Annotated in this window: 20 protein-coding genes; 15 read left to right on the top strand and 5 right to left on the bottom strand. The window is 59.3% G+C overall.

The window, feature by feature from the left end; translation table 11 throughout:
- The first annotated feature begins 178 nt into the window (after window positions 1-178).
- Both SB725_RS14325 and SB725_RS14320 read left to right on the top strand, forming a co-directional pair.
- Window positions 179-790, top strand: a complete 612-nt coding sequence (locus SB725_RS14325) for a glutathione S-transferase (protein ID WP_194939632.1) — start codon at window positions 179-181, stop codon at window positions 788-790.
- 25 nt (window positions 791-815) lie between these two features.
- Window positions 816-1919, top strand: a complete 1104-nt coding sequence (locus SB725_RS14320; protein ID WP_027925358.1) for a DNA alkylation repair protein — start codon at window positions 816-818, stop codon at window positions 1917-1919.
- An 88-nt stretch (window positions 1920-2007) separates the two neighbouring features.
- On the opposite strand, the gene SB725_RS14315 is transcribed toward SB725_RS14320, so the two are convergent.
- Window positions 2008-2484: a VOC family protein gene (locus tag SB725_RS14315; RefSeq protein ID WP_194939633.1), complete on the bottom strand. Its 477-nt coding sequence runs from the start codon at window positions 2482-2484 to the stop codon at window positions 2008-2010.
- A 175-nt stretch (window positions 2485-2659) separates the two neighbouring features.
- On the opposite strand from SB725_RS14315, the gene SB725_RS14310 reads away from it, so the two are divergent.
- A complete protein-coding gene (locus tag SB725_RS14310; RefSeq protein WP_410921988.1) occupies window positions 2660-3256 on the top strand; it encodes a DUF4157 domain-containing protein in 597 nt (198 codons plus the stop codon).
- Window positions 3257-3376: 120 nt separating this feature from the next.
- Here the strand turns inward: SB725_RS14310 and SB725_RS14305 are convergent, their stop codons facing one another.
- Window positions 3377-4492, bottom strand: a complete 1116-nt coding sequence (locus SB725_RS14305; RefSeq protein ID WP_410921987.1) for a formylglycine-generating enzyme family protein — start codon at window positions 4490-4492, stop codon at window positions 3377-3379.
- A gap of 191 nt (window positions 4493-4683) precedes the next feature.
- Between SB725_RS14305 and SB725_RS14300 the strand changes: the two genes are divergently transcribed.
- Both SB725_RS14300 and SB725_RS14295 read left to right on the top strand, forming a co-directional pair.
- On the top strand, window positions 4684-7209 hold the full coding sequence (locus SB725_RS14300) for an arylsulfatase (RefSeq protein WP_410921986.1): 2526 nt from the start codon (window positions 4684-4686) through the stop codon (window positions 7207-7209).
- Window positions 7210-7452: 243 nt separating this feature from the next.
- Window positions 7453-7887 (top strand): DUF2721 domain-containing protein, encoded by a 435-nt coding sequence (locus tag SB725_RS14295; protein WP_032833640.1) that lies wholly within the window; start codon window positions 7453-7455, stop codon window positions 7885-7887.
- 302 nt (window positions 7888-8189) lie between these two features.
- On the opposite strand, the gene SB725_RS14290 is transcribed toward SB725_RS14295, so the two are convergent.
- On the bottom strand, window positions 8190-8762 hold the full coding sequence (locus SB725_RS14290; protein ID WP_027925354.1) for a cytochrome b: 573 nt from the start codon (window positions 8760-8762) through the stop codon (window positions 8190-8192).
- A 205-nt stretch (window positions 8763-8967) separates the two neighbouring features.
- Between SB725_RS14290 and SB725_RS14285 the strand changes: the two genes are divergently transcribed.
- Genes SB725_RS14285 through SB725_RS14255 form a run of 7 tightly spaced genes read left to right on the top strand, consistent with a single transcriptional unit; the run spans window position 8968 to window position 15313 of the window.
- Complete coding sequence (locus SB725_RS14285; RefSeq protein ID WP_027925353.1) at window positions 8968-9645, top strand: thermostable hemolysin; 678 nt, start codon at window positions 8968-8970, stop codon at window positions 9643-9645.
- On the top strand, window positions 9635-11116 hold the full coding sequence (locus tag SB725_RS14280; protein WP_410921985.1) for an AMP-binding protein: 1482 nt from the start codon (window positions 9635-9637) through the stop codon (window positions 11114-11116). The genes SB725_RS14285 and SB725_RS14280 overlap by 11 nt, the downstream gene beginning before the upstream one ends.
- On the top strand, window positions 11113-11787 hold the full coding sequence (locus tag SB725_RS14275; protein WP_027925351.1) for a TenA family transcriptional regulator: 675 nt from the start codon (window positions 11113-11115) through the stop codon (window positions 11785-11787). The genes SB725_RS14280 and SB725_RS14275 overlap by 4 nt, the downstream gene beginning before the upstream one ends.
- Entirely contained in the window at window positions 11774-12583 is an 810-nt protein-coding gene (locus SB725_RS14270; RefSeq protein WP_059181038.1) for an SDR family oxidoreductase, read from the top strand. Before SB725_RS14275 ends, SB725_RS14270 begins: the two co-directional genes overlap by 14 nt.
- Window positions 12580-13224 (top strand): tetratricopeptide repeat protein, encoded by a 645-nt coding sequence (locus SB725_RS14265; RefSeq protein ID WP_027925349.1) that lies wholly within the window; start codon window positions 12580-12582, stop codon window positions 13222-13224. The genes SB725_RS14270 and SB725_RS14265 overlap by 4 nt, the downstream gene beginning before the upstream one ends.
- Window positions 13225-13235: 11 nt before the next feature.
- Window positions 13236-13898 carry a response regulator gene (locus SB725_RS14260; RefSeq protein ID WP_410921984.1) on the top strand — a complete coding sequence of 221 codons (663 nt, stop codon included), beginning with the start codon at window positions 13236-13238 and terminating at the stop codon, window positions 13896-13898.
- Window positions 13895-15313, top strand: coding sequence for an ATP-binding protein (locus SB725_RS14255; RefSeq protein WP_027925347.1), 1419 nt, complete (start codon window positions 13895-13897; stop codon window positions 15311-15313). Before SB725_RS14260 ends, SB725_RS14255 begins: the two co-directional genes overlap by 4 nt.
- A 205-nt stretch (window positions 15314-15518) precedes the next feature.
- On the opposite strand, the gene SB725_RS14250 is transcribed toward SB725_RS14255, so the two are convergent.
- Both SB725_RS14250 and punC read right to left on the bottom strand, forming a co-directional pair.
- A complete protein-coding gene (locus tag SB725_RS14250) occupies window positions 15519-16490 on the bottom strand; it encodes a transporter substrate-binding domain-containing protein (RefSeq protein ID WP_410921983.1) in 972 nt (323 codons plus the stop codon).
- A 577-nt stretch (window positions 16491-17067) separates the two neighbouring features.
- Window positions 17068-18258, bottom strand: a complete 1191-nt coding sequence (punC, locus tag SB725_RS14245) for a purine nucleoside transporter PunC (protein ID WP_410921982.1) — start codon at window positions 18256-18258, stop codon at window positions 17068-17070.
- Between the two features lie 122 nt (window positions 18259-18380).
- Here punC and punR point away from each other — a divergent pair, with 122 nt between their 5' ends.
- From punR to SB725_RS14230, 3 genes are all read left to right on the top strand, one after another.
- A complete protein-coding gene (gene punR, locus SB725_RS14240) occupies window positions 18381-19298 on the top strand; it encodes a DNA-binding transcriptional activator PunR (RefSeq protein ID WP_194939641.1) in 918 nt (305 codons plus the stop codon).
- A gap of 277 nt (window positions 19299-19575) precedes the next feature.
- Window positions 19576-20430 carry an aromatic ring-hydroxylating oxygenase subunit alpha gene (locus SB725_RS14235; protein WP_194939642.1) on the top strand — a complete coding sequence of 285 codons (855 nt, stop codon included), beginning with the start codon at window positions 19576-19578 and terminating at the stop codon, window positions 20428-20430.
- 29 nt (window positions 20431-20459) lie between these two features.
- Entirely contained in the window at window positions 20460-22211 is a 1752-nt protein-coding gene (locus SB725_RS14230; RefSeq protein WP_410921981.1) for a Rieske 2Fe-2S domain-containing protein, read from the top strand.
- The last annotated feature ends 6 nt before the right edge of the window (window positions 22212-22217 follow it).

Below are 22217 nucleotides of genomic sequence, written 5' to 3'. Positions count from 1 at the left end.
GCAAAGTGCTCTACTGCGACCGTTGCGGCGGTTATCGGAGTGCGTTTATAGCAAGAAATTCAATCGAGCGGCTGTATATAGAAGACAAACGGCCGCACAAGCCCTCCCTTTGCTTGCAGGGCGCGGATCCTCAGCTAAGGTTGACCGTCCCGAATGGGTCCTCTGCAGGAGTGTATTAATGAAGCTGATCGGCATGCTGGATTCACCCTACGTAAGGCGCGTGGCCATTTCTGCCCAACACCTGGGCATCAACCTGGAGCACCAATCGGTCTCAGTGTTTCGGCACTTCGAGCAATTTCAACAGATCAACCCGGTGGTCAAGGCGCCGACGCTCGTGCTGGACGACGGCGACGTGTTGATGGATTCAACCCTGATCATCGACTATCTCGAAGCCCTCGCCGGCCCCGGCAAAAGCCTGATGCCCAGCGACCTCAAGCAGCGGCTGCGCGCCTTGCGGGTGATCGGCCTGGCGTTGGCGGCGTGCGAAAAATCAGTGCAGCTTTATTACGAGCGCAACCTGCGTCCCGCCGAGATCCAGTTTCAACCGTGGGTCGAACGCGTCGAAGGCCAATTGGCCGCCGCTTATTCATCACTTGAACGTGAACTGGAAAAGCAGCCGTTAGCGAATGGCGCCTTGATCGCGCAGGACGGGATTACAGTGGCCGTCGCCTGGAGCTTCACCCATCTGGTGATCCCGGATCAGGTCGATGCCGAGCGCTTCCCGCGAATTGCCGCCTTCACCGCGCAGGCAGAAAAGCTTGAGGCGTTCATCAATACCCCGATAACCTGAGCCGCCCACCCGACCGGACTCACCCATGACCGCCGCCGAACAACCCGCCCCGGCGCTGAAGGAAATCTTCAACGCCGAGCGCCTCAAGCACATCGCAACCGAAATGACGGCGGTTTACCCCGGGTTCAAGGCCAAGGCCTTCCTGAGGATGGCCAACGACGGCCTCGCCGACCTGTCGATCATGCAGCGCATGGCGCGGGTCAGTGAATGCCTGCATGCGGTGCTGCCGCTGGGGTATGACGAGTCGCTTGAGGTGCTGCGCGCCCTCGCCCCTCGGCTGAACAGTGGTTTCGTCAGTATTTCGCTGCCGCATTATGTGGCGATGTATGGCGAACATGATTTCGAGCAGTCGATGGAGGCGCTCAAGTACTTCACCGCGTTTGGCTCGGCGGAATTTGCGGTTCGGTATTTTCTGCGCAGTGATTTGCAGCGTTCATTGGCGCTGATGCAGGAATGGTCGCGGGATCAGAATGAACATGTCCGACGCCTGGCCAGCGAAGGCAGCCGACCGCGCTTGCCGTGGTCGTTCCGGTTGGAGCAGGTCCAGGCAGATCCGACGCTGGCGGCGCCGATTCTCGACAACCTGAAGGCGGATGAAAGCCTTTATGTGCGCAAGTCCGTGGCCAACCACCTCAATGACATCACCAAGGATCATCCGGAATGGGTGCTGGACCTGATCGAGGGTTGGGCGCTGGATAACAAGCACACGGCGTGGATTGCCAGGCATGCGTTGCGCAGCTTGATCAAACAGGGCAATCAGCGAGCGCTGGCGATTATTGGCGCCAGTGGCAAGGCTGAGGTCGAGATTGTCGGGGTGACGGTCGAGCCGGCGGTGATTCGGCTCGGAGAGAAAATCACCCTGTCGTTTGGTGTGAAATCCACCGTACCCGACAGCCAACGACTGGTGATCGACTATGCGATTGATTACGTCAAAGCCAATGGCAGCACGTCGGCGAAGGTGTTCAAGCTCAAGACCTTGACGCTGCCCGGCAACGCCAGCGAACTCGTCAGCCGTGGCCAGCAGATCAAAGAGCTCACCACCCGCAAACACTATATGGGCGTGCATGCCGTGCACATCCTCGTAAACGGCGAACGCCTGGCCAGCACCGCATTCGAAATCCTCCCTTGACCTGTAGCCGCTGACGAGCAACGCAAGGCAGCGTTCGGCGGCGAAGCAGTCGCCAATCAGCCACCCCATTACCACAGGAGTACCGCGCTTACCGGACTGGGAGGACCTCGTCCTCGAACGCCGCCGCAACAAATGCCTCCAGCGCCTTCTCTTCCAGGATTTCGATAGAGAAGTGCCCGAAACGCTTGGGCAACCAGAGGATGCGTGTCCCGGATGGGGATTGCAGGTTCGCGCGGGCCAATGGCTTGCCGTTTTCATCTTCCGGCTGAACACCGGCGGCTATCAATTCGTCAAAGGCCTTCTCGATGTCCGGTGTCGAGTAGCAATGGCGATAAATCATCCCCTCGCCCGAGGCGTCCAACAGTTCCTTCAGGTTCCCCGCCAACGGCTGTACCAACATGAAGCGCTCTTGACCGATCAGCGCAATCGCGTAGTGCACGTGCAGACCACCGCGTTCCCAAATGAGGGTTCTAGAGATCCTGGCTTGCAGTATGTTCGCGTAGTAAGCACAGGCTTCGTCGAGACTATTGACCAGTACATCGATGTGGCTGAACTTCAGTTCCATTGCATGCTCCTGCCGCCCCGGCGTCCTGTTGACCCTTGGATGAGACATGGAAAACAAGTCCCCCCCTTTTTTGGAATTATGCTGATGGGGTTGATTCGGGTCTAGGCTAAAGCGATCCGGGTCGTCGATCAATTTTGATCCACTGTTCGCGCCGCATCCGTCCCTGGAGCGCCCAATGCCGCCCATCACCAAGCGCCTGATGACGCTGCTTTTTCTTTGCCTGCCCCTTGAAGTGCCCGCCCAGACCAGTCCCTGCCCTGCGGGTGAAAAACAAGTGTGCCTGGACAGCTGCATTTGCCTGCCAGACGTGGGGCAACTGCTCGGCCTGCCACCTGATGGCATCTACCAGATCGCCGCACCCGCCTTGGCGATGTGGCTGACTCAAGCCCGGGCTGAAGCAGCCACTGCCGATACTCAACCCATTCCACCGCACATTCGCGAGCATCTGTTGCGCTGGTATGACCCCGGCGTGCTCGATGCCGCGCGCTATAAAGTGAGCGATAACGGCCAATTCACCGCCGCCACGGCCATGCTGCAAAACCCCGATGTCGGTGCGGTGACGCTGATCGACGTCATCCTCTTTCGGGATGCTCAAACGGCAGAAGAGAACATTGCGCTCTGGGCTCATGAGCTGAAGCATGTCCAGCAGTTTCAGGAATGGGGAGTTGAGGGATTTGCCCAGCGGTATACGCAGGATTTCAATGCGGTGGAGGCGCCGGCGTATGCCGTGCAGGGTGAAGTCAGGCGGTGGGTGCGGGAAGGCAATGACTGAAGCGTTGCAAAGCTGGTTGTTGCCCGGGGGAGCTGTCGATACCAGAGAACCCTCAAGGGGTTGGGCGCCTTGGCCGAACATTTTTGACGGCACTACGCAACACCGGCGTGCGGATTGTATTCAGCGGATCTTTTTCCATTGATCATTGCTCATCGCCAAGCGAAATCCGAGATGTGACATGGCATTCATCGGATCCGCCCCCTGCCTGGCACTGGTTCGAAAGCTCGTGCAGTAGCTGTCGCTACAAAGAAAAGATCCACCTCGAATCACACGCTGAGGCGCGTTGGCCGTTGCCCCGAGTGCTGGGTCATAGCTGTCCGGCGGACCCACTGGGTTAGACGAGACTCCGCCAGCTGACTGACGTTTGAGTTCAAGGTTAAAGGCATCAGTACGATACCAATCGGCGACCCACTGCCAAACGTTCCCGGACATGTCGTACAGCCCATACGCGTTAGGTTTGTAACTTCCTACCGGTTGGGTGCCAATCTTGAATGTATTGCCGGACCCGGTCACTGGAAACGGTTGTACCTCATCCCAGGTGTTGGCCATTTTTTGGCCGCCCGGCGTGAAATCATTCCCCCACGCGTAGTCCGCTTGTTTCAGCCCCCCTCTTGCGGCGTATTCCCATTCCGCCTCGGTCAGCAGACGTTTATGTGCCCACTGCGCGTACGCCTCCGCGTCTTCATGTGAAACCTGAACGACCGGATGGGTTTCCTTGCCCTCGATGCTACTGCCCGGGCCTGACGGATGACGCCAGTTGGCCCCGGGAACAAATGCCCACCACTGGCTGAAATCATCCAGGGGGATTGGCCTGTCCGTGCCCACGAAAACCAATGCGCCAGGCACCATGACACTGTCGTCCGGCTCTGGAGTACCTGCGGGTAGCTGTACTTTCAGATCGTCCCATTCAGGCTTGCGTTCGGCAGTAGTGACGTAATGTGTTTCAGCAATGAAGCGGGCGAAATCGGCATTAGTGACATCATGACGGTCAATCCAGAAACCATCGAGCCGAACCTTGTGAGCCGGCCCCTCACTGGGCTTCGCCTTCTTGTTATCGCTCCCCATCAAGAACTCGCCGGCAGGAATCCAGACCATCTCCGGGGGGCCATTTTTTCCATCACCCAGCGTCATGGGCGATGGATCACGAAGGTGCTGATACACCGCGAAAGCCAGGCCGACAGTCAGAAGTCCGACTGCAACGATGGCATTGCTCCAGCGTTTGTTCTTGAGCTGCATCGGCGCGTCCACGGGTTTGTCTGGCTGCGAGGATTGTGCGGTTGATCGCTGACCGAGCGCACCTGCAAAGACTGGTTCAATTGACAAATATCAATAAAGGCAACACCAACACAGGCCACTTTTAATCGCGCACATTCCCTGTCCGAGCGGCAACCCGTTTGCAGCGGTGTGTTCCCAAACAGGAGCCAATGATGATCCCTCCTCGTTCAACCTCGGTGCGGCGAACCGTCTCTCCCCTGCTGCTATGCCTTGCCCTCGGCGTGTACACCAACAACCCTCAGGCCGATCAACTCAATGGTCCGCCGGGCACGACCAGCACCACCCGAGTCATTTCCGGCGATCAGCTACCGGCGCCCGACATACCGTTCGGGGGCACGATCACGGACATTGCGCAAAGCTCCAAACCCTACTGGCCGGCGACCATCGTGCCGCCCAAGGGCGCGCCGAATGTGCTGCTGATCATCACCGATGACGCTGGCTACGGGGTATCCAGCACCTTTGGCGGGGTGATTCCAACGCCCGCCATGGATCGCATCGCGGCCAACGGCCTGCGCTACACCCAATTCAACTCCACCGCGCTGTGCTCACCGACCCGCGCGGCACTCATTACCGGACGTAACCACCACTCGGTCGGTTTCGGGACTGTTTCCGAAACGGCCACCGGTTATCCCGGCTATGACAGCATCATCGAAAAAAACACGTCGACGATCGGCCGCATTTTGCAAGATAACGGTTACCACACCTCCTGGTTCGGCAAGGATCACAACACCCCAGCCTTCCAGGCCAGCCAGGCCGGGCCCTTCGGTCAGTGGCCAACCGGTATGGGGTTTGAGTACTTCTATGGCTTTATCGGTGGCGACACCAATCAGTGGCAGCCCAACCTGTTCCGCAACACCACACAAATCTATCCATTCGAGGGCAAGCCTGGCTGGAACCTGACCACGGCAATGGCCGACGATGCGATCGACTACATGCAACGCATGAACGCCCTGACCCCGGACCGTCCATTCTTTGTCTACTACGCACCCGGCGGCACCCACGCGCCACATAACGCTACGCAGGAGTGGATCAAGAAGATCAGCGACATGCACCTCTTCGATGGCGGCTGGAACCAGCTGCGCGAGACCATCTTTGCCAACCAGAAAAAGCTCGGCGTGATTCCGCCGGACACCCGACTGACCCCTTGGCCCAACGATCTGTTGCCCGACTGGAACAGCCTAAGCGCCGACCAGAAGAAGTTGTATATCCGCCAGGTTGAGGTGTTCGCCGCTTACGAGGCCTATACCGACCATGAGATCGGCCGCGTGATCCAGTCCATCGAGGACATGGGCAAACTGGACAACACCCTGATCATCTATATCACCGGCGACAACGGCACCAGTGCTGAAGGGCAGATGTTCGGAACACCTAATGAAGTCGCCATGTTCAACGGCGTGCAAATACCGGTCGAGTTGCAACTGAAGAAATACTACGACACCTGGGGCAGCGACCAGACCTACAACCACATGGCTGCTGGCTGGGCCTGGGCCTTTGATGTGCCCTTTACATGGGTCAAGCAGATCGCATCGCACCTGGGCGGCGTGCGCCAGGGCATGGCCATTTCCTGGCCCTCGCGAATCACCGACAAGGGCGGCATCCGTACCCAGTTCCACCACGTCATCGACATTGTGCCGACCATCCTGGAGGCCACCGGCGTCAGTGCGCCGAACACGGTCAATGGCATTGCCCAGAAGCCCATTGAAGGCAACAGCCTGCTTTACACCTTCGACAAGACAAACGCCCAGGCACCCTCCGCCCACAAGACTCAATACTTCGAAATGCTCGGCGACCACGCGCTCTACCACGACGGCTGGATGGCCAGTACCAAAGTGGTGCGGGCCCCCTGGAATATGACCGCCAAAGCCTCCGACCCCATGCAGATGCAATGGGAGTTGTACAACCTGAACGAGGACTACTCACAGTCCACCGATCTGGCGTTGCAGAACCCGGAGAAGCTCAAACAGCTGCAGGCCATGTTCATGGATGAAGCGCGCAAGTATCAGGTACTGCCGCTCGACACTTCAGTACTGCCGCGGATGATAGCCCCTAGGCCGAGCATTACGGCCGGACGCAACGTGTTCACCTGGGAACATCCTCTGAAGGGCACACCCAATGGCGATGCGCCGAGCGTGCTGAATACGTCCTACACCTACACAGCCGAGGTGGAAGTTGGCGATAACGGTGCCGAAGGCATGTTGATCACCCAGGGCGGACGTTTCGCTGGCTACGGCTTCTACCTTCTGAAGAGCAAACCGGTGTTCCTGTGGAACCTGATCGATCTGGAGCGGGTACGCTGGGCTGGTGCCGACGCGCTCACACCGGGCAAACATGTGCTGGAATTCGACTTCAAGTACGACGGTCTCGGCGCTGCAACGCTGGCGTTCAACAGTTTTTCGGGCGTCGGTCTCGGCGGAATGGGCACGCTCAAGGTGGACGGCAAAGTCGTCGACCAACACAAAATGGAGCACAGCCTTCCCTTCACCCTGGCCTGGGATGAAAGTCTGGATATCGGATCTGACACCCTCACCGGGGTCAACGACGCTGACTATCTGCCGCCGTTCACGTTCACCGGCAAGCTGAACAAACTGACGCTGAAGATTGACCGCCCCGAGTTGACCCAAGCCGATATCGAGAAGTTGAAGCAGGCCCAGCAAGCCATCGAAAGCGGCAAAGAGTAACGCATGAATTCAAAATACGCGGCGATACAGGTTGCACGCGCGCCGACGAACCAAGGAGTAAATTGACCCGGCGACGGTTGCAATTAAACCGTCGCTATCCAACCGCCGGCCAACCTCCGCGAAACGGGATGCCAAAGCTGTGTTTGTTGCGGCGATGCGATCTGGAGGAGGCAGTGAGTTCCAAGTGGCGCCTTATTCCAGCCTGGAAAATGGCAGATACTCGGCCTATAGGGGGGCTCTCAATTGAACGAGTTCATTCCTGACGCTGTACGGTTGTCCCACATCTTTTCACAAGCAACAGCCCCTACGTTTTTCTTGGGTGCAATAGCGGCGTTCGTTTCGTTAATGTCTTCGAGGTTATCAGTTGTCATCGACCGTACACGGGTACTCAATGCGATCCCCGAAGACGACCTGAGCCGTGCGCACCTCAGGGTTGACCTGGAGCGATTGCGGCGGAGGGCTGACTTATTGAGCGCCGGTATCCTGTCTTCTTTACGCGGCGGACTGTGCGCCACCCTGCTGCTCGCTATTATCTTTTTAACCGAGTTCATCGGCTTCAAGTACGCCTATGGTGCCGGTCTACTTTTCGTCGTTGCCACGTACTTCCTCGGTGTAGGTCTTTTTCGATTCGCCCAGGAAGCTAAAATCAGTGTTAGTTCGGCAGATGAACACCTGTGACCGATTCAAATTGCAAATACCCAGTCCGGAGTCCCAAGACACAGAGCGATGGTGTAACGCTATCGCCGTGCTCATCGTCAGCGGAACAGAGGCAAATGACGCACTGCCTCAGGCGAACGAAATCCCTGTAGGCGTGAGCCTGCTCGCGATGGCGATGTGTCACTCAGCATCGGTGCTGGATGGGCGGCCGTCTTCGCGAGCAGGCTCACGCCTACAGGGGGTTGTGTTTTGCCTGAGGGGTATTCAGGGGACTTCAATAGTCCGTGTATTGTCTTTTTGCCTGGCCCGCACCAAATTCAAGATCATCGCTGGCGCTGATTGACCGCATTGCCGGATCGGCCCGGCAGCATACGGGTCAGGGTGTTGTCGCGGACCCAATAGTGATGAAACAGCCCCGCCGCCGCGTGCAAACCGATCAGCCAGTAACCGGCGCTGCCGAGCAGTTCGTGCCAATGCTTGAACTGCCGGGCCAGATCAGGATCAACCGCCACCAATGACGGCAGGTAGAACCCGAAATAGGGCATCGGCTTGCCGCCGGCCGAGAGCATCAGCCAGGCCAGCAGCGGGGTGGCGATCATCAATCCGTACAACGCCAGATGCATCAGGTGCGAAATGCCGGTCTGCCACAGGGGCAATGCCGGGGTGATGGGCGGACGAGGCGTGAGTCGCCCCAGCAGCCTCACCCAGACCAATATGAAAATGCTCAACCCGAACAGCCCATGAAGCCCCAGAAACAGGCCCTTCAACGCATGCCCGCGGGGGAGCATGCCTTTGAGCTCGATACTGGTGTAGACGCCGACAAACAAGCCCAGCATCAGCCAGTGCATGATCATCGACAGTTTTCCATAGCGAGGTGCTGCTGAGTCGCGGGTCATAAGGGGCCTCGTAAAGTTGTTGCCGGCTGGCGAGTCATTCGCCTTACCTGGGTCCGATGTGTCACCGAACTGACTGGCCGCACATTGCCCGCCAAGTCTTAAGGCAGTCTGAAGACCGCTGCCCTCCTCCTTTTTTCCACCTTCAGACTCTCTTAAGTATTGCCTTCAATACTCTTCCTCAATTGAACCGTGGAGGCGTCTTCCCATGCCCGATTTTGAGTGGAACATCGCGCTCCCCCTGCGTTTCGGCCAATCCGAAACCGAACAGATGAGTTTGCACAGAGCGCTGCCGGACGAGCCCCGGCGCCCCCTCTTTGAAGACTTTATCCAGCAACGCTTTCGCAAGGCCCACGGTGCCGACATCCGTCATTTCATGCCCGAACTGTTCGGCATGAGCAACGCGGCGGGCGAACTGTGTGCGGTGGCCGGGATTCGTCTCGCGAGTCTTGGGCAGTTGTTTCTGGAGCGTTATCTGGACGAATCGATCGACCCGCTGATCAGCGCGGCCGCCGATCGCCCCGTGGACCGTGCCGGCATCGTCGAAGTCGGCAACCTGGCCGCCAGTGACACCGGCAGCGCACGGATGAGCATCATCGCCATCACCTACCTTCTGGCCATGGGTGGCCTGGAGTGGGTGGCGTTCACCGGCAATGTCGGCCTGGTCAACAGCTTTCATCGCCTGGGCTTGAAACCCGTGACGCTGTGCGCCGCCGATCCCGAGCGGCTGGGTGATGAGCGCCACCACTGGGGCAGTTATTACGAAAGCAAGCCCTGGGTACACGTGGGCAACATTCGCGCCGGCTTCATCCATTTGCACAACAGCGGGATGTTCAGTCGCCTGGGGTTGCCAACGTCCAATGAGGAGTCCAGCCATGTCGCCTGAAACCGAACGGTTCAAACAGACCCTGCGCAACCATGCCGAACGCACACCCAGCGCGATTGCGTTGTGGGGCGATCAGGTGAAGGTGAACTACGCCACGCTGTACGCCGAAGTGCTGACTCGCCAGCAGCGTCTGCGCGATGAACACGTCAGGGTGCTTGCGCTGGCCCTGGACAATGGCGTTGAAGCGATGCTCTGGGACCTGGCCGCGTTGTTCGAAGGCCTGACCTGCCTGACGTTGCCACCGTTTTTCAGCCCGGCCCAGCGCCGCCATTGCCTGGAACAGAGTCACGCCGAACGGGTGATTGCCGAGCCGCAGCTGGACGCCGAACTGCAGGAGGCCGGCTACGAGAAAGCCGACGGGTTCTGGTGCCGGACCTTCATGGACGCGAATCGCCTGCCCGAGGGGACCGCCAAACTGACCTTCACCTCCGGCACCACGGGTACGCCCAAAGGCGTGTGCCTGAGCGCGGAGAGTATTTTGACGGTCGCTCGCGAACTGGACCAGGCCAGCAAACCCACCGATCCGCAGCATCACCTGGCGCTGTTGCCCTTGGCGATCCTGCTGGAAAACCTCGGTTGTTATGCCGCGTTGTATGCCGGCGCGACCTTGAGCGTGCCCAGCCAGAAATCCCTCGGCATCCAAGGGGCCAGCGGAGTGGACGTGCCACAGCTGCTCAGTTGCCTGGCCGCCCGCGCCCCCGAGAGCCTGATCCTGGTGCCGCAGCTGTTACTAATGTTGGTCAGTGCCGCCGAGCAGAAAGCCTTCAACCCCGGCACGCTGCGTTTTGCCGCAGTGGGTGGCGCACGGGTGTCCGAGGAATTGCTGCACCGTGCTCGACGTATCGGCCTGCCGGTTTACGAAGGCTACGGACTGTCGGAGTGCGCCTCGGTGGTGTGCCTTAATCGGCCCGGCGCGCGCCGTCCCGGCAGCGTGGGCCAGCCCCTGCCCCATGTAGAGATTCGCTTGGCCCAGGACGGCGAAGTGCTGGTCAAGGGTTCGACCTTGCTGGGCTATCTGGGCGAAGCACCGCCCACCGATGATTGGTGGCCGACCGGTGATCTCGGCGAATTTGACCCCGAAGGTTTTCTCTACCTCAACGGGCGCAAGAAACATCAATTCGTCACCAGTTTCGGGCGCAACGTGAACCCGGAGTGGGTCGAGTCCGAATTGACCCAGCGCCGCCACATCGCCCAGGCCTTCGTCTACGGCGAAGCCCTGCCCTACAACCATGCGCTGCTCTGGCCCTCGCGCCCTGAATGCACCGACGACGAACTCGCCGCCACCGTCGCCCAGGCCAACGAAGCCTTGCCCGATTACGCCCAGGTCCACCACTGGACCCGACTGGACCAACCCTTCACCCCCGCCAATGGCCTGCTTACCGCCAATGGCCGACTGCGCCGTGACGCCATCGTCGAGCGTTACCGGGCGCAACTGTCTGAATCTGTCTTTTCCGAGGAATCCGCATCATGAGTTTTTTCGACAGGCTGCAAGAAGCCACGCAACAAGAACGCCATGCGCTGTTCAATCTGCCGATCATTATCGACGCCCTGGAGGGCAAGGTCAGCCTGGAAAGTTACCGCGCGTTTCTGGCGCAAGCCTATTACCACGTACGCCACACCGTGCCCTTGATGATGGCCTGCGGCGCGCGTCTGCCGTTGCGTCTGGAATGGCTGCGCAAAGCCGTTTGCGAATACATCGAGGATGAATACGGCCACGAACAATGGATCCTCAATGACATCGAGGCCTGCGGCGGCGACAAGGTTGCGGTGCGCGACGGTCATCCGAGCCTGCCGATCGAGTTGATGGTCAGCTTTCTCTACGACTTGATTGCCCGGGACAACCCGGTCGGCCTGTTCGGGATGGTCAACGTGCTGGAAGGCACCAGCATCGCCCTGGCCACTCACGCCGCCGGCAGTATTCGCGAGCGGCTGGACTTGCCGGAAAGTGCCTTCAGCTACCTCAGCTCCCATGGCTCCCTGGACATCGAGCACATGCAGACTTATCGCCGCCTGATGAACACCCTCGATGATCCGGCCGACCAGGCTGCGGTCATTCACGCGTCCAAAGTGGTGTACACGCTGTACACCGACATGTTCCGTGGCTTGCCACGCGACGGGGAGACATTGCATGCGCCTGTCTGAAGCTCGTGTGGTACTCACCGGTGCCAGCGGTGGCATCGGCCTGGCGATCGCAACCGCCCTGTGCGCCAGCGGTGCCCGAGTGCTGGCGGTCGCGCGGCAAGAGGCACCGTTGGCGCCGTTGCTGGCGCGCTATCCGCAGCAGCTGTGCTGGATCGGCGCGGACCTGACCGTCCTCACCGATCGGCGCAAGGTGTTGGCTGCTGCCCAAGCCATTGGCGGGATCAACCTGTTGATCAACGCCGCCGGAATCAATCACTTCGCCATGCTCGAACAACTCGAGGACAGCGAAATCCACGCAATGATGGCGGTCAACATCAGCGCGCCGATCTGCCTGACCAAACTCTTGCTGCCGCTGCTCAAGGAAGCCGAAAGCGCGATGGTGGTGAACGTCGGCTCAACCTACGGTTCCATCGGCTACCCCGGCTATGCCAGCTATTGCGCCACCAAGTTTGCCCTGCGCGGGTTTTCCGAAGCCTTGCGCCGGGAACTGGCGGACACCCGCGTCAACGTGTTGTATGTCGCCCCGCGCGCCACCCGCACCCGGATGAACAGCCCGGCGGCCCAAGCCTTGAATGATGCACTCAAAGCCAACGTCGATGATCCGCAAACGGTCGCGGCTGCCGTGATCCATGCCATCGCCGGTGATCACCGCGATTTGTACCTGGGCTGGCCGGAACGCTTTTTCGTGCGCCTGAACAGTCTGCTGCCCCATCTGGTGGACAAGGGCTTGCGCAAGCAATTGCCGCTGATCCGTCGTCTGAGCGAAAAACCTGACAACGAGCACTTGAAACCATGAAAAAAGTCATCGCTTGCCTGATACTCGGCGCCTTGAGCCAAAGTGCCTGGGCCCTCGACCCCGCCGACCAGCAACGCCTCAAAGGCATCCAGCAAAGCTGGGCGCACATTCAATACGAAGTGCCCGAAGCGCAACGCACTGCAGCGTTTGAACAACTGGCGGCCCAGGCGTCAGCGTTCACCCAGCAACGCCAATCGGTGGCAGAAGCCTGGATCTGGTCCGGCATCGTCAACAGCAGTTGGGCCGGTGCCCAGGGCGGCCTCGGCGCGCTGAGCAAGGTCAAGGCGGCAAAAGCCGATCTGGAAAAAGCCCTGACCCTGGACCCGAAAGCCTTGCAAGGCTCGGCTTATACAAGTCTGGGTGCGCTTTATGACCGCGTACCGGGCTGGCCCATCGGTTTTGGTGATTCGGACAAGGCCGAACAGTTGCTCAAACAGGCCTTGCAACTCAACCCGGACGGCATCGATAGTCTGTACTTCTGGGGCGATCACCTCTACCGTCAAAAGCGCTACAACGAAGCCAAAAGCGCGCTGCAGAAAGCGTTGCAGGCAGCGCCAAGGCCCGGACGGGAAACCGCCGACGCGGGGCGACGCAAAGAGATTGAAGCGTTGCTGGTGGACGTGAACAAGAAACTCGACTGACAGGAGTTCGTGTGCGCTTATTACTGATCGAGGACGACGTTGCCCTCGGCGAGGGCATCCATCAGGCCTTGGGCCGCGAGGGTTACACCGTCGATTGGCTACAGGATGGTGCCAGCGCCTTGCACGCGCTATTGAGCGAAACGTTTGACCTGGCCGTGCTCGACCTCGGTCTGCCGCGCATGGACGGGCTTGAGGTATTACGGCGCTTGCGTGACAGCGGTTCCAACCTGCCGGTGCTGATCCTCACCGCGCGCGACGCGACCGAAGACCGCATTGCCGGGCTGGATGCCGGGGCCGACGATTACCTGATCAAGCCCTTTGACCTGGCAGAACTCAAGGCGCGCTTGCGGGCCTTGCTGCGCCGCAGTGTCGGGCGCGCGCAAATGCTGATCGAGCACGCCGGCATCAGCCTGAACCCTGGCACCCAGCAAGTCAGTTATCACGGCGAACCGGTAGCACTGACGCCCAAGGAATATCAGCTGCTGCACGAATTGCTCTCGCCGCCAGGCCGGGTCATGACCCGCGATCACCTGATGCAGTTGTTGTATGGCTGGAGCGAGGAAGCCGAAAGCAACACCCTGGAAGTGCATATCCACCACTTGCGCAAAAAATTCTCCACCGACCTGATCCGCACCATTCGCGGTGTCGGTTATCTGGTGGAGGAGCATCGATGACGTCGATTCGACGCCGCAGCCTCACGCTCATCATTGGCCTGATGCTGGTCGGCGTCGCGGTGATCAGCCTGTTCAATCTGCACGACAGCAATCATGAAATCGCCGAAGTCTATGACGCCCAACTGGCTCAAAACGCCCGGCTGCTGCAAGGCGTGATGCGCATGCCCTTGGCCAACAAGGAACACGCCGACCTGTATCAGGCCTTCAATAAAGCCTTGGGCGAAGCAGACCCCAGGGTCGACGGCCATCCTTATGAAACCAAACTGGCGTTTCAGGTCTGGAATCGTCACGGCGAAGTGCTGGTACACACGGCCAGCGCGCCCTCTTTCAGCACACCGCCAGCAACACCCGGTTTCAGTGATGTGGTCGACCTGAACAATCGCCATTGGCGCGCGTTCCTGCTGGATGACAAACAGAACGAGCTGAAAATCTGGGTCGGAGAACGGGACGACGTGCGCGCGGACCTGGTGGATCGGATCATGCGCCATACCTTGTGGCCCAATGTGCTGGGCAGCTTGATTCTGGCGGTGCTGATCTGGATCGCTATCGGCTGGGGCCTCAAGCCGCTGGAAAACATGGCGGCGACGTTGCGGGCACGGCACAGCGGCTCGCTGGAACCGTTGCAACTGACCCCGCTGCCCAGTGAACTGGAGCCGATGCAAGCAGCGCTCAATCGCATGCTGGCGCAGATTCAGGAAGTGCTGGCCCGCGAACACCGCTTCATCGCCGATGCCGCCCACGAAATGCGCACGCCTTTGGCGGTGCTGCGGGTCCATGCGCAAAATCTGCTGGAGGCTGGCACCGAAGAAGAGCGCCGTGACTCGCTGGAGTTTCTGATCGCCGGCGTCGACCGCACCAGCCGCCTGGTCAATCAATTGCTGACCATGGCTCGCCTGGAACCCAAAGCCATGGCGCCGCTGCAGCACGGCATCGACCTGGCCGAAATTGTGCGCGGCAGCCTGGCTCAGCTTACGCCCTGGATACTGAGTAAAAATCTTGAGCTGGCCTTCGACGTCCAGGACCGCCCCTTCAAAGTGGTGGCCGACGCTGCCGCCATCGACATCGCACTGAACAACCTGATCAGCAACGCGGTAAATTTTTCCCCTGATAAAGGCGTGATCACCGTGCAGTTAGGTCAGGCCGATGGCTTCTATTTGCTGAGTGTCGAGGATCAGGGCCCTGGCATTGATGAAGCGGACCGCGAGCGGTTGTTCGAACGGTTTTACAGTCGCGGCAATGTCCAGGGCGCGGGACTGGGGCTGACCATCGTCAACACCATCGCGACCCGGCTGGGCGGACACATCACGCTGGTCAACCGACCGGAAGGCGGGTTACGTGCGACGCTGGCTATTCCGGATAGCTCGCCACGCACGTCTTTACCGCACATGACACGGGAGTTGCCTCCCACCGTTTAAGTAAAGTCCCGCGAGTATGAGATTACGCAACCGATCGGCTTTGTACTCAATTAGGTGAATAGAGCCCACTCTAATCTGAGTTTGCGGCTGGAACCGCTCTCAACGAGCCTTAGTGCCGACCCGATGCGATGTGGAGCCGGCAGCTGCTCGCAATGACCGAGTCAAGTCGGACTTCTGTGTCATTTGCTCAGGTACTCGTCAAGCTTTACAGCGCTGGTTTGTCACTGCGGGCCTTGAGATTGGCTTTGAGCTGTTCGCTCATCGGCATATTCAGATTCATTCCTTTTGGAGGAATCGGTGATTGAAACCACTTGGTGTACAGCCTTGCGAATTCGCCCGACTCCATGAGGCGGGTGATGGTGCCATCGACCAATTGCTTGAATTCAGGATCATCTTTGCGAAGCATGCAGCCGTAGGGTTCGACTTGCAGCGCATCACCCACGACTTCGAGCGAATCGGGATTTTTGGAGTTCGCCATTAGGCCAAACAGCAGGATATCGTCCATGGCAAACGCCACGGCACGATCATTTTCAACCAGCGCCAAGGAGTCGTCATAGTCTTTGCCCAAGACGACCTGTATGTCTAGATTGTTGTCGGCACTGTATTGGCGGAGAACCTTCTCGTTCGTGCTGCCGACGGTGCTGGCGACCGTCTTCTTTGCGAGATCGGCGTAGTTCTTTATGCCGGAGGTCTTCTTGGTCAATAGACGCGTGCCGGTGTAGAAATGACTAATTGCAAAAGCCACGTCCTTGCCACGCGCAGCGTTGTTGGTGGTGGATCCGCACTCCAGATCGTATGTGCCATTAACCAGCAACGGAATGCGGGTTTGCGAAGACACAGGAATGTAAGCCACTTCCAAGTTCGGCCTCTTGAGCTGCCTGCGCACATCATCAACGATGGCATCCGTTAAATCGACTGAGAAACCCACCGCTTCGGTAGGACCGATCAAGTAGCTGAAAGGTATCGATGCCTCCCGGTAAGACACGGTGATTTTATTACTGTCGGCAATTTTTTCGAGTGTCTGCGAGTTGGCGGGAGATGCAAGGGCAGACAAGCCTGCGGCGAGGATTGTCGTTGCTACGAAATATGAGGTTTTCATCGGACACCCTTTAAAGTATGAAAAAGGCAAAAACATCTCAAAAACACACTGAAAACCGTAAAGGACGTAAGCACCCATTTCCGCCGTGTCTACGAAACGTTATTGCAAACACTACGCCCAGGTACGGTAGATACGTTGAGCCAGATCAGAAAACCGAGTCATGTGCGAAGTCGCGCGAACTCCATCGCGACGTTCAGGCGCAGAACAGGTAGTTTTTATTTTATTAATACCGCTCGGATTGCCGGCGCGTCAGCTTCAGACGTCACGCTGCCGATTGGAGTATTGGGGTTGGAAACGAGGGAAGATGTTTCGCTGACACTTAGGCGCATCTGAAGCCTGGGGCTTAACGTATCGATCGATATGGCGCGCCGCCCGCTTGAGGTTGGCCGGTGCAAGCACTCGCGCCATCAGCGTGTCCGGCTACGCTTTCGTCCACGCCACAGACGCCGCCGCTGCCTTTGTCCTGTCAGCCGTCATCCTCAGATAGAGGACTTTCACCTCCAAGTCACCAGCGTGGCCACCACAGCCAAGTTGGTTGCCCTTGCGCGCAACGCGCCATGCCTGGCGCACAATGAAAACGGGCGCCGTGGAGGCGCCCGTTTCTTGTTTGCGCGTTGGCGTGTCAGCCACGCCCGTAAGAAATGCCGAATCGCTGTTACCGGTCTGTTTCAAACTGCTCTGCTTCGTCGCGCTTACGCCGTTGAATCCAATACCCCAGCACCACCAGCGGCGCGGTCACCAACATTACCTCCACGGTGATCTGCAACGGCTGCTCAATCCGCGACGACACCAGCAAACTGGCGAAAAAGCACAAACCCAATTGCAGCGTGTTTTGTAGCGCCGCGGCCTTGCCGGAGTTTTCGGCAAATGGCATCAGCGCATTCGTCACGATGATCGGGAAACTTGCACCGTTGACCAGCCCCATGACGCAGAACGGGATTAGCAGTGTGGTGAGAGTCGGCGTGGTCAGCGTCGCCACCAGGTACAGCGCCACCATGCTTACGCAATAGGCGAGGATCAGCCAGGGCAGCATGATGTTGCCGCTGATCCGTTGCAGCAGGCTGCGGCAACTGAAGCCGCCGATCAAGAATCCCAGGGTTGGCAGAACGTAGCTCAGGCCGATGTCGCTGGGGCTGTAGCCCATGCCGCCGAGGATGAAGGGTGAGGCGGTCAGCCAGGCGAAGAAGCTCGCCGAGCAGGCGGCGTAGATCAATACGTTGCCGCTGAACGCCGTCGATTTTAGGAGTTGTCCGAAACTGATGCGGGGGCGTTCGCCATTGGCTATCAGCCGTTTCGGCGCGGCTTCGAGCAACGCCGTTGGCACCAACAATGCGACGCTGACGCCAAACAACACCGCAAAAATCGCCTGCCACCCCCAGTGATTGAACAGCAGCGCGCCCAGGAGTGGCGCGAGTGCGGGCGACAGGGACATCAGCGGGATGATCCCGGCAAACAAGCGATTGGCTTGCTGCGCCGGGTAACGGTCGATCACCAGCGCTTGCCAACTAACCGCCGCCGAACACACGCCGATGGCCTGGATAAAGCGCAGCCCCCACAATTGCATGGCGGTCTCGACCCAAAACATTCCCAGGCAACCCAGCGCGAACAAGCTCAAGCCCATCAACAACACGGGTTTTCGGCCGATGCGATCCGATAGCGGCCCCCACAACAATTGTCCAACGGCAAAACCAGCAAGGAAGATGCTCAGGCTCGCCCCGACTGTACCGGCCGACAGATGCAGCTCGCCGCCGATGACGCTAAACGCCGGTAAATACATATCCATGCCCAAGTAGCCAAGCATGCTCAGCCCAACCAGGTAGCAGGTGAAACCAAAAGAGTTTTTCATCAGCGCCCTAACTGACTCTTCAGTCAAATAATTTGTTAGCAGCGTGCCATTATGGGCGGTGAGTTTTTCGTGTGAAGCGATAATAATTGGACGCTCTTATCAATATTTTTGAAGGCACCTGAATGTGGTCTGAATATTCCCTGGATGTGGTCGATGCCGTGGCCCGGCACGGCAGTTTCAGCGCCGCGGCTCAGGAGCTGCACCGCGTGCCTTCGGCGGTCAGCTACTCCGTGCGACAGCTGGAACAATGGCTCGCAGTGCCGCTGTTTGTGCGGCGCCATCGTGACGTCGAGCCGACAGCGGCCGGCAAGCTATTTATTGAGCAGGCCCGGGGCGTGATGAAAACCATGCTCGATACCCGCCGTCTGTGCCAGCAAGTGGCCAACGGCTGGAGCGGGCAGTTGAAAGTGGCGGTCGATGCCATCGTCAAACAAGAACGCTGCCGGCAATTGGTGTTGGACTTTTATAAACAGTTTCCTGACGTGGAGTTGCTACTCGGGTACGAGGTGTTTAACGGCGTGTGGGACGCCCTCGCCGATGAGCGCACCGACATCGTGATCGGCGCCACCAGTGCCGTGCCGGTGGCCAGTCACTACAGCTTCCGCGACATGGGCCTGTTGAACTGGTTGTGCGTGGCCAGCACCCGGCATCAGTTGGCGTCATTGAACGGTCCGCTGGACGACGATCAATTGCGCCCCTACCCCGCGCTGTGCATGAACGACACTTCACGCCACCTGCCCAAACGCGACACCTGGTCCGTGGACAATCAGCGTCGGCTGGTGGTGCCTAACTGGGCCTCGGCCCTGGATTGTTTGCGCGAAGGCTTATGCGTGGGCATGGCGCCGGCACACCTGGTGCGGCAGCTCATTGAGCAAGGCGAACTGGTCGCCCTGAACCTGCAGCGGCCCTTCGCCGCCAGCCCGTCCTGCGTAGCCTGGAACCAAAACAAGCATTCGCCGGCCATGGCCTGGTTACTCGATTACCTGGGGGATGCCGAGACGATGAATCAGGAATGGTTGAATGGAGAGGTCATCATTTAAAACCAGGGATATTGAAGAAGACGTCCATCGTTGGTGACATACCCGCTTGATACGATTCGACGGAGTGCCATTTCGAGCCCGGTAAGGTCGGCGCGCTTTCTAGTAAGCAAAGAGAAAAATCGTCGATATTTCACATACAAGGCTTCCGAGCAGACATATGAAAAGTTTTCATAACTGGAATGAACCATAGGCGTTAGTTAGATCTCAATCCTCCCTCTTATTGTTGCCCTACAGGACGGTGACAGAGCCGTATTCAGAATAATAAGAGGAGGAAAAGATGGAAATCGAGGCAGCAGTCTGGAACGAATGGTATCCAGTCGCGGTGGAGGCGGATCTAAAAAACGGTTCTCAGTACCGCACCCGCGTTCTGGGTTGCGAGATTGCATACGGCCGCGATGCTGATGGTGTATTCAGCGCGCGTCTCGCCGACGGCAGTGGCACGTCGTGCCGCACGCAGACCTGCTACCACACCCACTGGATATCACTCGGCGAGCCAGACAAGGGCTTTTTCGCATTACCCGAGTTCAACGAGTCCGACCGGCGCGTGCTTGGCCTGGGTTCGATGCAGATCCATGCTTCCGGTCTGCGCGTGGTCGAGAACTTCCTCGATATGGCGCATTTTCCGTACGTCCATGGAGGCCTATTGGGCGAAGTGCCGCATACCGATGTCAAGCCGTACCAAGTCGTTCTCGATAAAGAGAACGACGAGATTTTTGCCAATGATTGCTCCTTTTACCAGCCGATGGCCGGCGCGGCTGCCACGGGCGGTATCGACGCACAGTACATTTATCGAGTGGTTCGCCCCCTGGCTTCCATCCTCTATAAGACCAGCGTGTCCGACTCGACGCGGCGCGATGTCATCTGTCTGTTTACCCAGCCCTTGAGTGAAGACTGGTGTGTCGCCCATCTCTTGCTGGCCTGCATCGACGACGTCCACACCGACAGCGAGCTACGTCTGTTCCAGCAGACCATCGTCGGCCAGGATCTGATGATCCTGTCCAACCACCTGCCGCGAACCTTGCCTCTTGATCCGAAGTTCGAGGTGCCGACGCGTGCCGACGCGATGTCGGCCGCCTACCGCCGCTGGCTGTCCGATAAGGGTGTCGTCTACGGCACCTACCGCGCCGCCTGATCACGCCGACCATCGAAGAGGAGTACAGCATGAACACCCAAGAGAACACCTGGTACCCGGTGGCACGCACTGACGACCTGCACATGCGCCACGTCTTTCAAGGTCAACTGCATGGCGTCGAGCTCGCGCTGTGGCGTGCCGACGACGGCCGTGTGAACGCCTGGGAAAACCGTTGCCCGCACCGCAGCGTGCGCTTCACGCTCGGCGTGAACACCGGCGAGAAGCTGCGCTGCCAGTACCACGGTTGGCAGTACCAGAGCGGCGACGGTCGCTGCACCTTCATTCCCGCCACAAGCCAGACCGCCCCCCCACCAAGCTTGTGCGCGCAGACGTTTGCGGCGACGGAAGCGAACGGCTACGTGTGGGTCAGCCTGGTGGCGAAGGGGACGAACTCCGGCGCCGTAGCGTTCTCGCCGGAGTTCACCCCATTGCCGCTCGCATTGCGCAGCCTGACCTTCAACGCGGGCCTCGACGTGGTCGCCGCTGAACTGGCTCGCTACGCCGACTACGATGAGGACGCCGTGCCTGGCTCAAGCGCGCTGTTGCGAAACCGCGCCGAGATCGACCTAGCATGGCAGACCGAGTCAGGCGGTCGCGAGGTACGCTTCTGGCTGCAGCCAGCGAACGAGGCCAAGACCATCGTGCATGGCTCAGCCAACCTTGTCGGCATGGACGAGCGCGAGACGTTGCGCTGGCACAACCGCCTGCTGACGACGCTACGTCGCCATGTGGAAAACCGTGAATCATCCGCGGGTCATCCCCCGTTGGCTGAGGCCGTGGCTAAATTGCACTTGATTCCCATCGTCCAAAGCGCTTCCCGAAACACCGCTTCCAGCAGCAGAACCTTGATCCGGACGACTGTCGCGGCGCGCTGGAATACCGCCGAGGAAATCGTCGCGTTCAAGCTGGCGCTGTTGGATGGCGAACGCGTCGACTTCGACGCAGGCGCGCATCTTGACGTGCATACGCCGAACGGTCTCGTGCGCCAATATTCGCTGGTGAATGCGCCTGGCGAGCGCGACCACCTGGTGATCGGCGTGAAGCTCGAACCGGCGTCGCGCGGCGGATCGCGTTCGCTGCACGAGTCGCTGCAGGTCGGCGACAGCTTGACCGTGGCGGCACCGAAAAACCACTTCCCTCTCGTCCCGGACGAGGGTGGCGTGCTGATCGCAGGCGGCATCGGCATCACCCCGATCCTGGCGATGGGCGCCTCGCTGCAACATGCAGGGTTGCCTTATGCACTCCACTATTTTGCGCGCAGCAAAGAGCATGTCGCCTTCAACGATCGCCTCGCCGAGCTGGACGGCCTGCAGCTACACACGGGTCTGACAGTGGATGCCACGCGCGACGCAGTCGATGCAGCGTTTATCGCAGCAGGCTCGGAGCGCCACGTCTACGTATGCGGGCCGCGTCCGTTGATCGACTTGGTGCGAGAACGGGCGGCGGTCAACGGCATCGCCGACGCGCGCGTCCACTTCGAACTGTTTGCTAACGAGGTGTCGCACGACGCGGACAAGCCCTTCCGCGTGAGGCTGCAAACAAGCGGCACCGAATTCGTCGTGCCGGCCGGCGTCAGTTTGTCCGACACGCTGAAGGCTCACGGCGTCGTGCTCGATACCTCGTGCGAGCAGGGGGTGTGCGGTACCTGCCGCACCGGGGTGGTCGACGGCGAGCCTGAGCACCGCGACGTCTACCTAAACGAAGACGAAAAACAGAGCCACCGCTGCCTGATGCCATGTGTATCGCGCAGCCGTTCCGAACTCTTGGTTCTCGACCTGTAAGGGAGT

Origin of the sequence: Pseudomonas sp. SIMBA_041 (assembly GCF_046535095.1) — a bacterium.
Lineage (GTDB): Bacteria > Pseudomonadota > Gammaproteobacteria > Pseudomonadales > Pseudomonadaceae > Aquipseudomonas > Aquipseudomonas mucoides.
Note: the sequence above shows the minus strand (reverse complement) of the source record. Positions and strands in the feature narration are given on the sequence as shown.

Excerpts from the sequence above, each read along its gene's own strand:
- SB725_RS14235 (WP_194939642.1), top strand. The coding sequence starts at position 19,576 with ATGGAAATCGAGGCAGCAGTCTGGAACGAATGGTATCCAGTCGCGGTG.
- SB725_RS14230 (WP_410921981.1), top strand. The coding sequence starts at position 20,460 with ATGAACACCCAAGAGAACACCTGGTACCCGGTGGCACGCACTGACGAC.
- SB725_RS14300 (WP_410921986.1), top strand. The coding sequence starts at position 4,684 with ATGATCCCTCCTCGTTCAACCTCGGTGCGGCGAACCGTCTCTCCCCTG.
- punC (WP_410921982.1), bottom strand. The coding sequence starts at position 18,258 with ATGAAAAACTCTTTTGGTTTCACCTGCTACCTGGTTGGGCTGAGCATG.
- SB725_RS14280 (WP_410921985.1), top strand. The coding sequence starts at position 9,635 with ATGTCGCCTGAAACCGAACGGTTCAAACAGACCCTGCGCAACCATGCC.
- SB725_RS14275 (WP_027925351.1), top strand. The coding sequence starts at position 11,113 with ATGAGTTTTTTCGACAGGCTGCAAGAAGCCACGCAACAAGAACGCCAT.
- SB725_RS14265 (WP_027925349.1), top strand. The coding sequence starts at position 12,580 with ATGAAAAAAGTCATCGCTTGCCTGATACTCGGCGCCTTGAGCCAAAGT.
- SB725_RS14270 (WP_059181038.1), top strand. The coding sequence starts at position 11,774 with ATGCGCCTGTCTGAAGCTCGTGTGGTACTCACCGGTGCCAGCGGTGGC.
- SB725_RS14310 (WP_410921988.1), top strand. The coding sequence starts at position 2,660 with ATGCCGCCCATCACCAAGCGCCTGATGACGCTGCTTTTTCTTTGCCTG.
- SB725_RS14325 (WP_194939632.1), top strand. The coding sequence starts at position 179 with ATGAAGCTGATCGGCATGCTGGATTCACCCTACGTAAGGCGCGTGGCC.
- SB725_RS14290 (WP_027925354.1), bottom strand. The coding sequence starts at position 8,762 with ATGACCCGCGACTCAGCAGCACCTCGCTATGGAAAACTGTCGATGATC.
- punR (WP_194939641.1), top strand. The coding sequence starts at position 18,381 with ATGTGGTCTGAATATTCCCTGGATGTGGTCGATGCCGTGGCCCGGCAC.
- SB725_RS14285 (WP_027925353.1), top strand. The coding sequence starts at position 8,968 with ATGCCCGATTTTGAGTGGAACATCGCGCTCCCCCTGCGTTTCGGCCAA.
- SB725_RS14320 (WP_027925358.1), top strand. The coding sequence starts at position 816 with ATGACCGCCGCCGAACAACCCGCCCCGGCGCTGAAGGAAATCTTCAAC.
- SB725_RS14250 (WP_410921983.1), bottom strand. The coding sequence starts at position 16,490 with ATGGGTGCTTACGTCCTTTACGGTTTTCAGTGTGTTTTTGAGATGTTT.
- SB725_RS14315 (WP_194939633.1), bottom strand. The coding sequence starts at position 2,484 with ATGGAACTGAAGTTCAGCCACATCGATGTACTGGTCAATAGTCTCGAC.
- SB725_RS14255 (WP_027925347.1), top strand. The coding sequence starts at position 13,895 with ATGACGTCGATTCGACGCCGCAGCCTCACGCTCATCATTGGCCTGATG.
- SB725_RS14305 (WP_410921987.1), bottom strand. The coding sequence starts at position 4,492 with ATGCAGCTCAAGAACAAACGCTGGAGCAATGCCATCGTTGCAGTCGGA.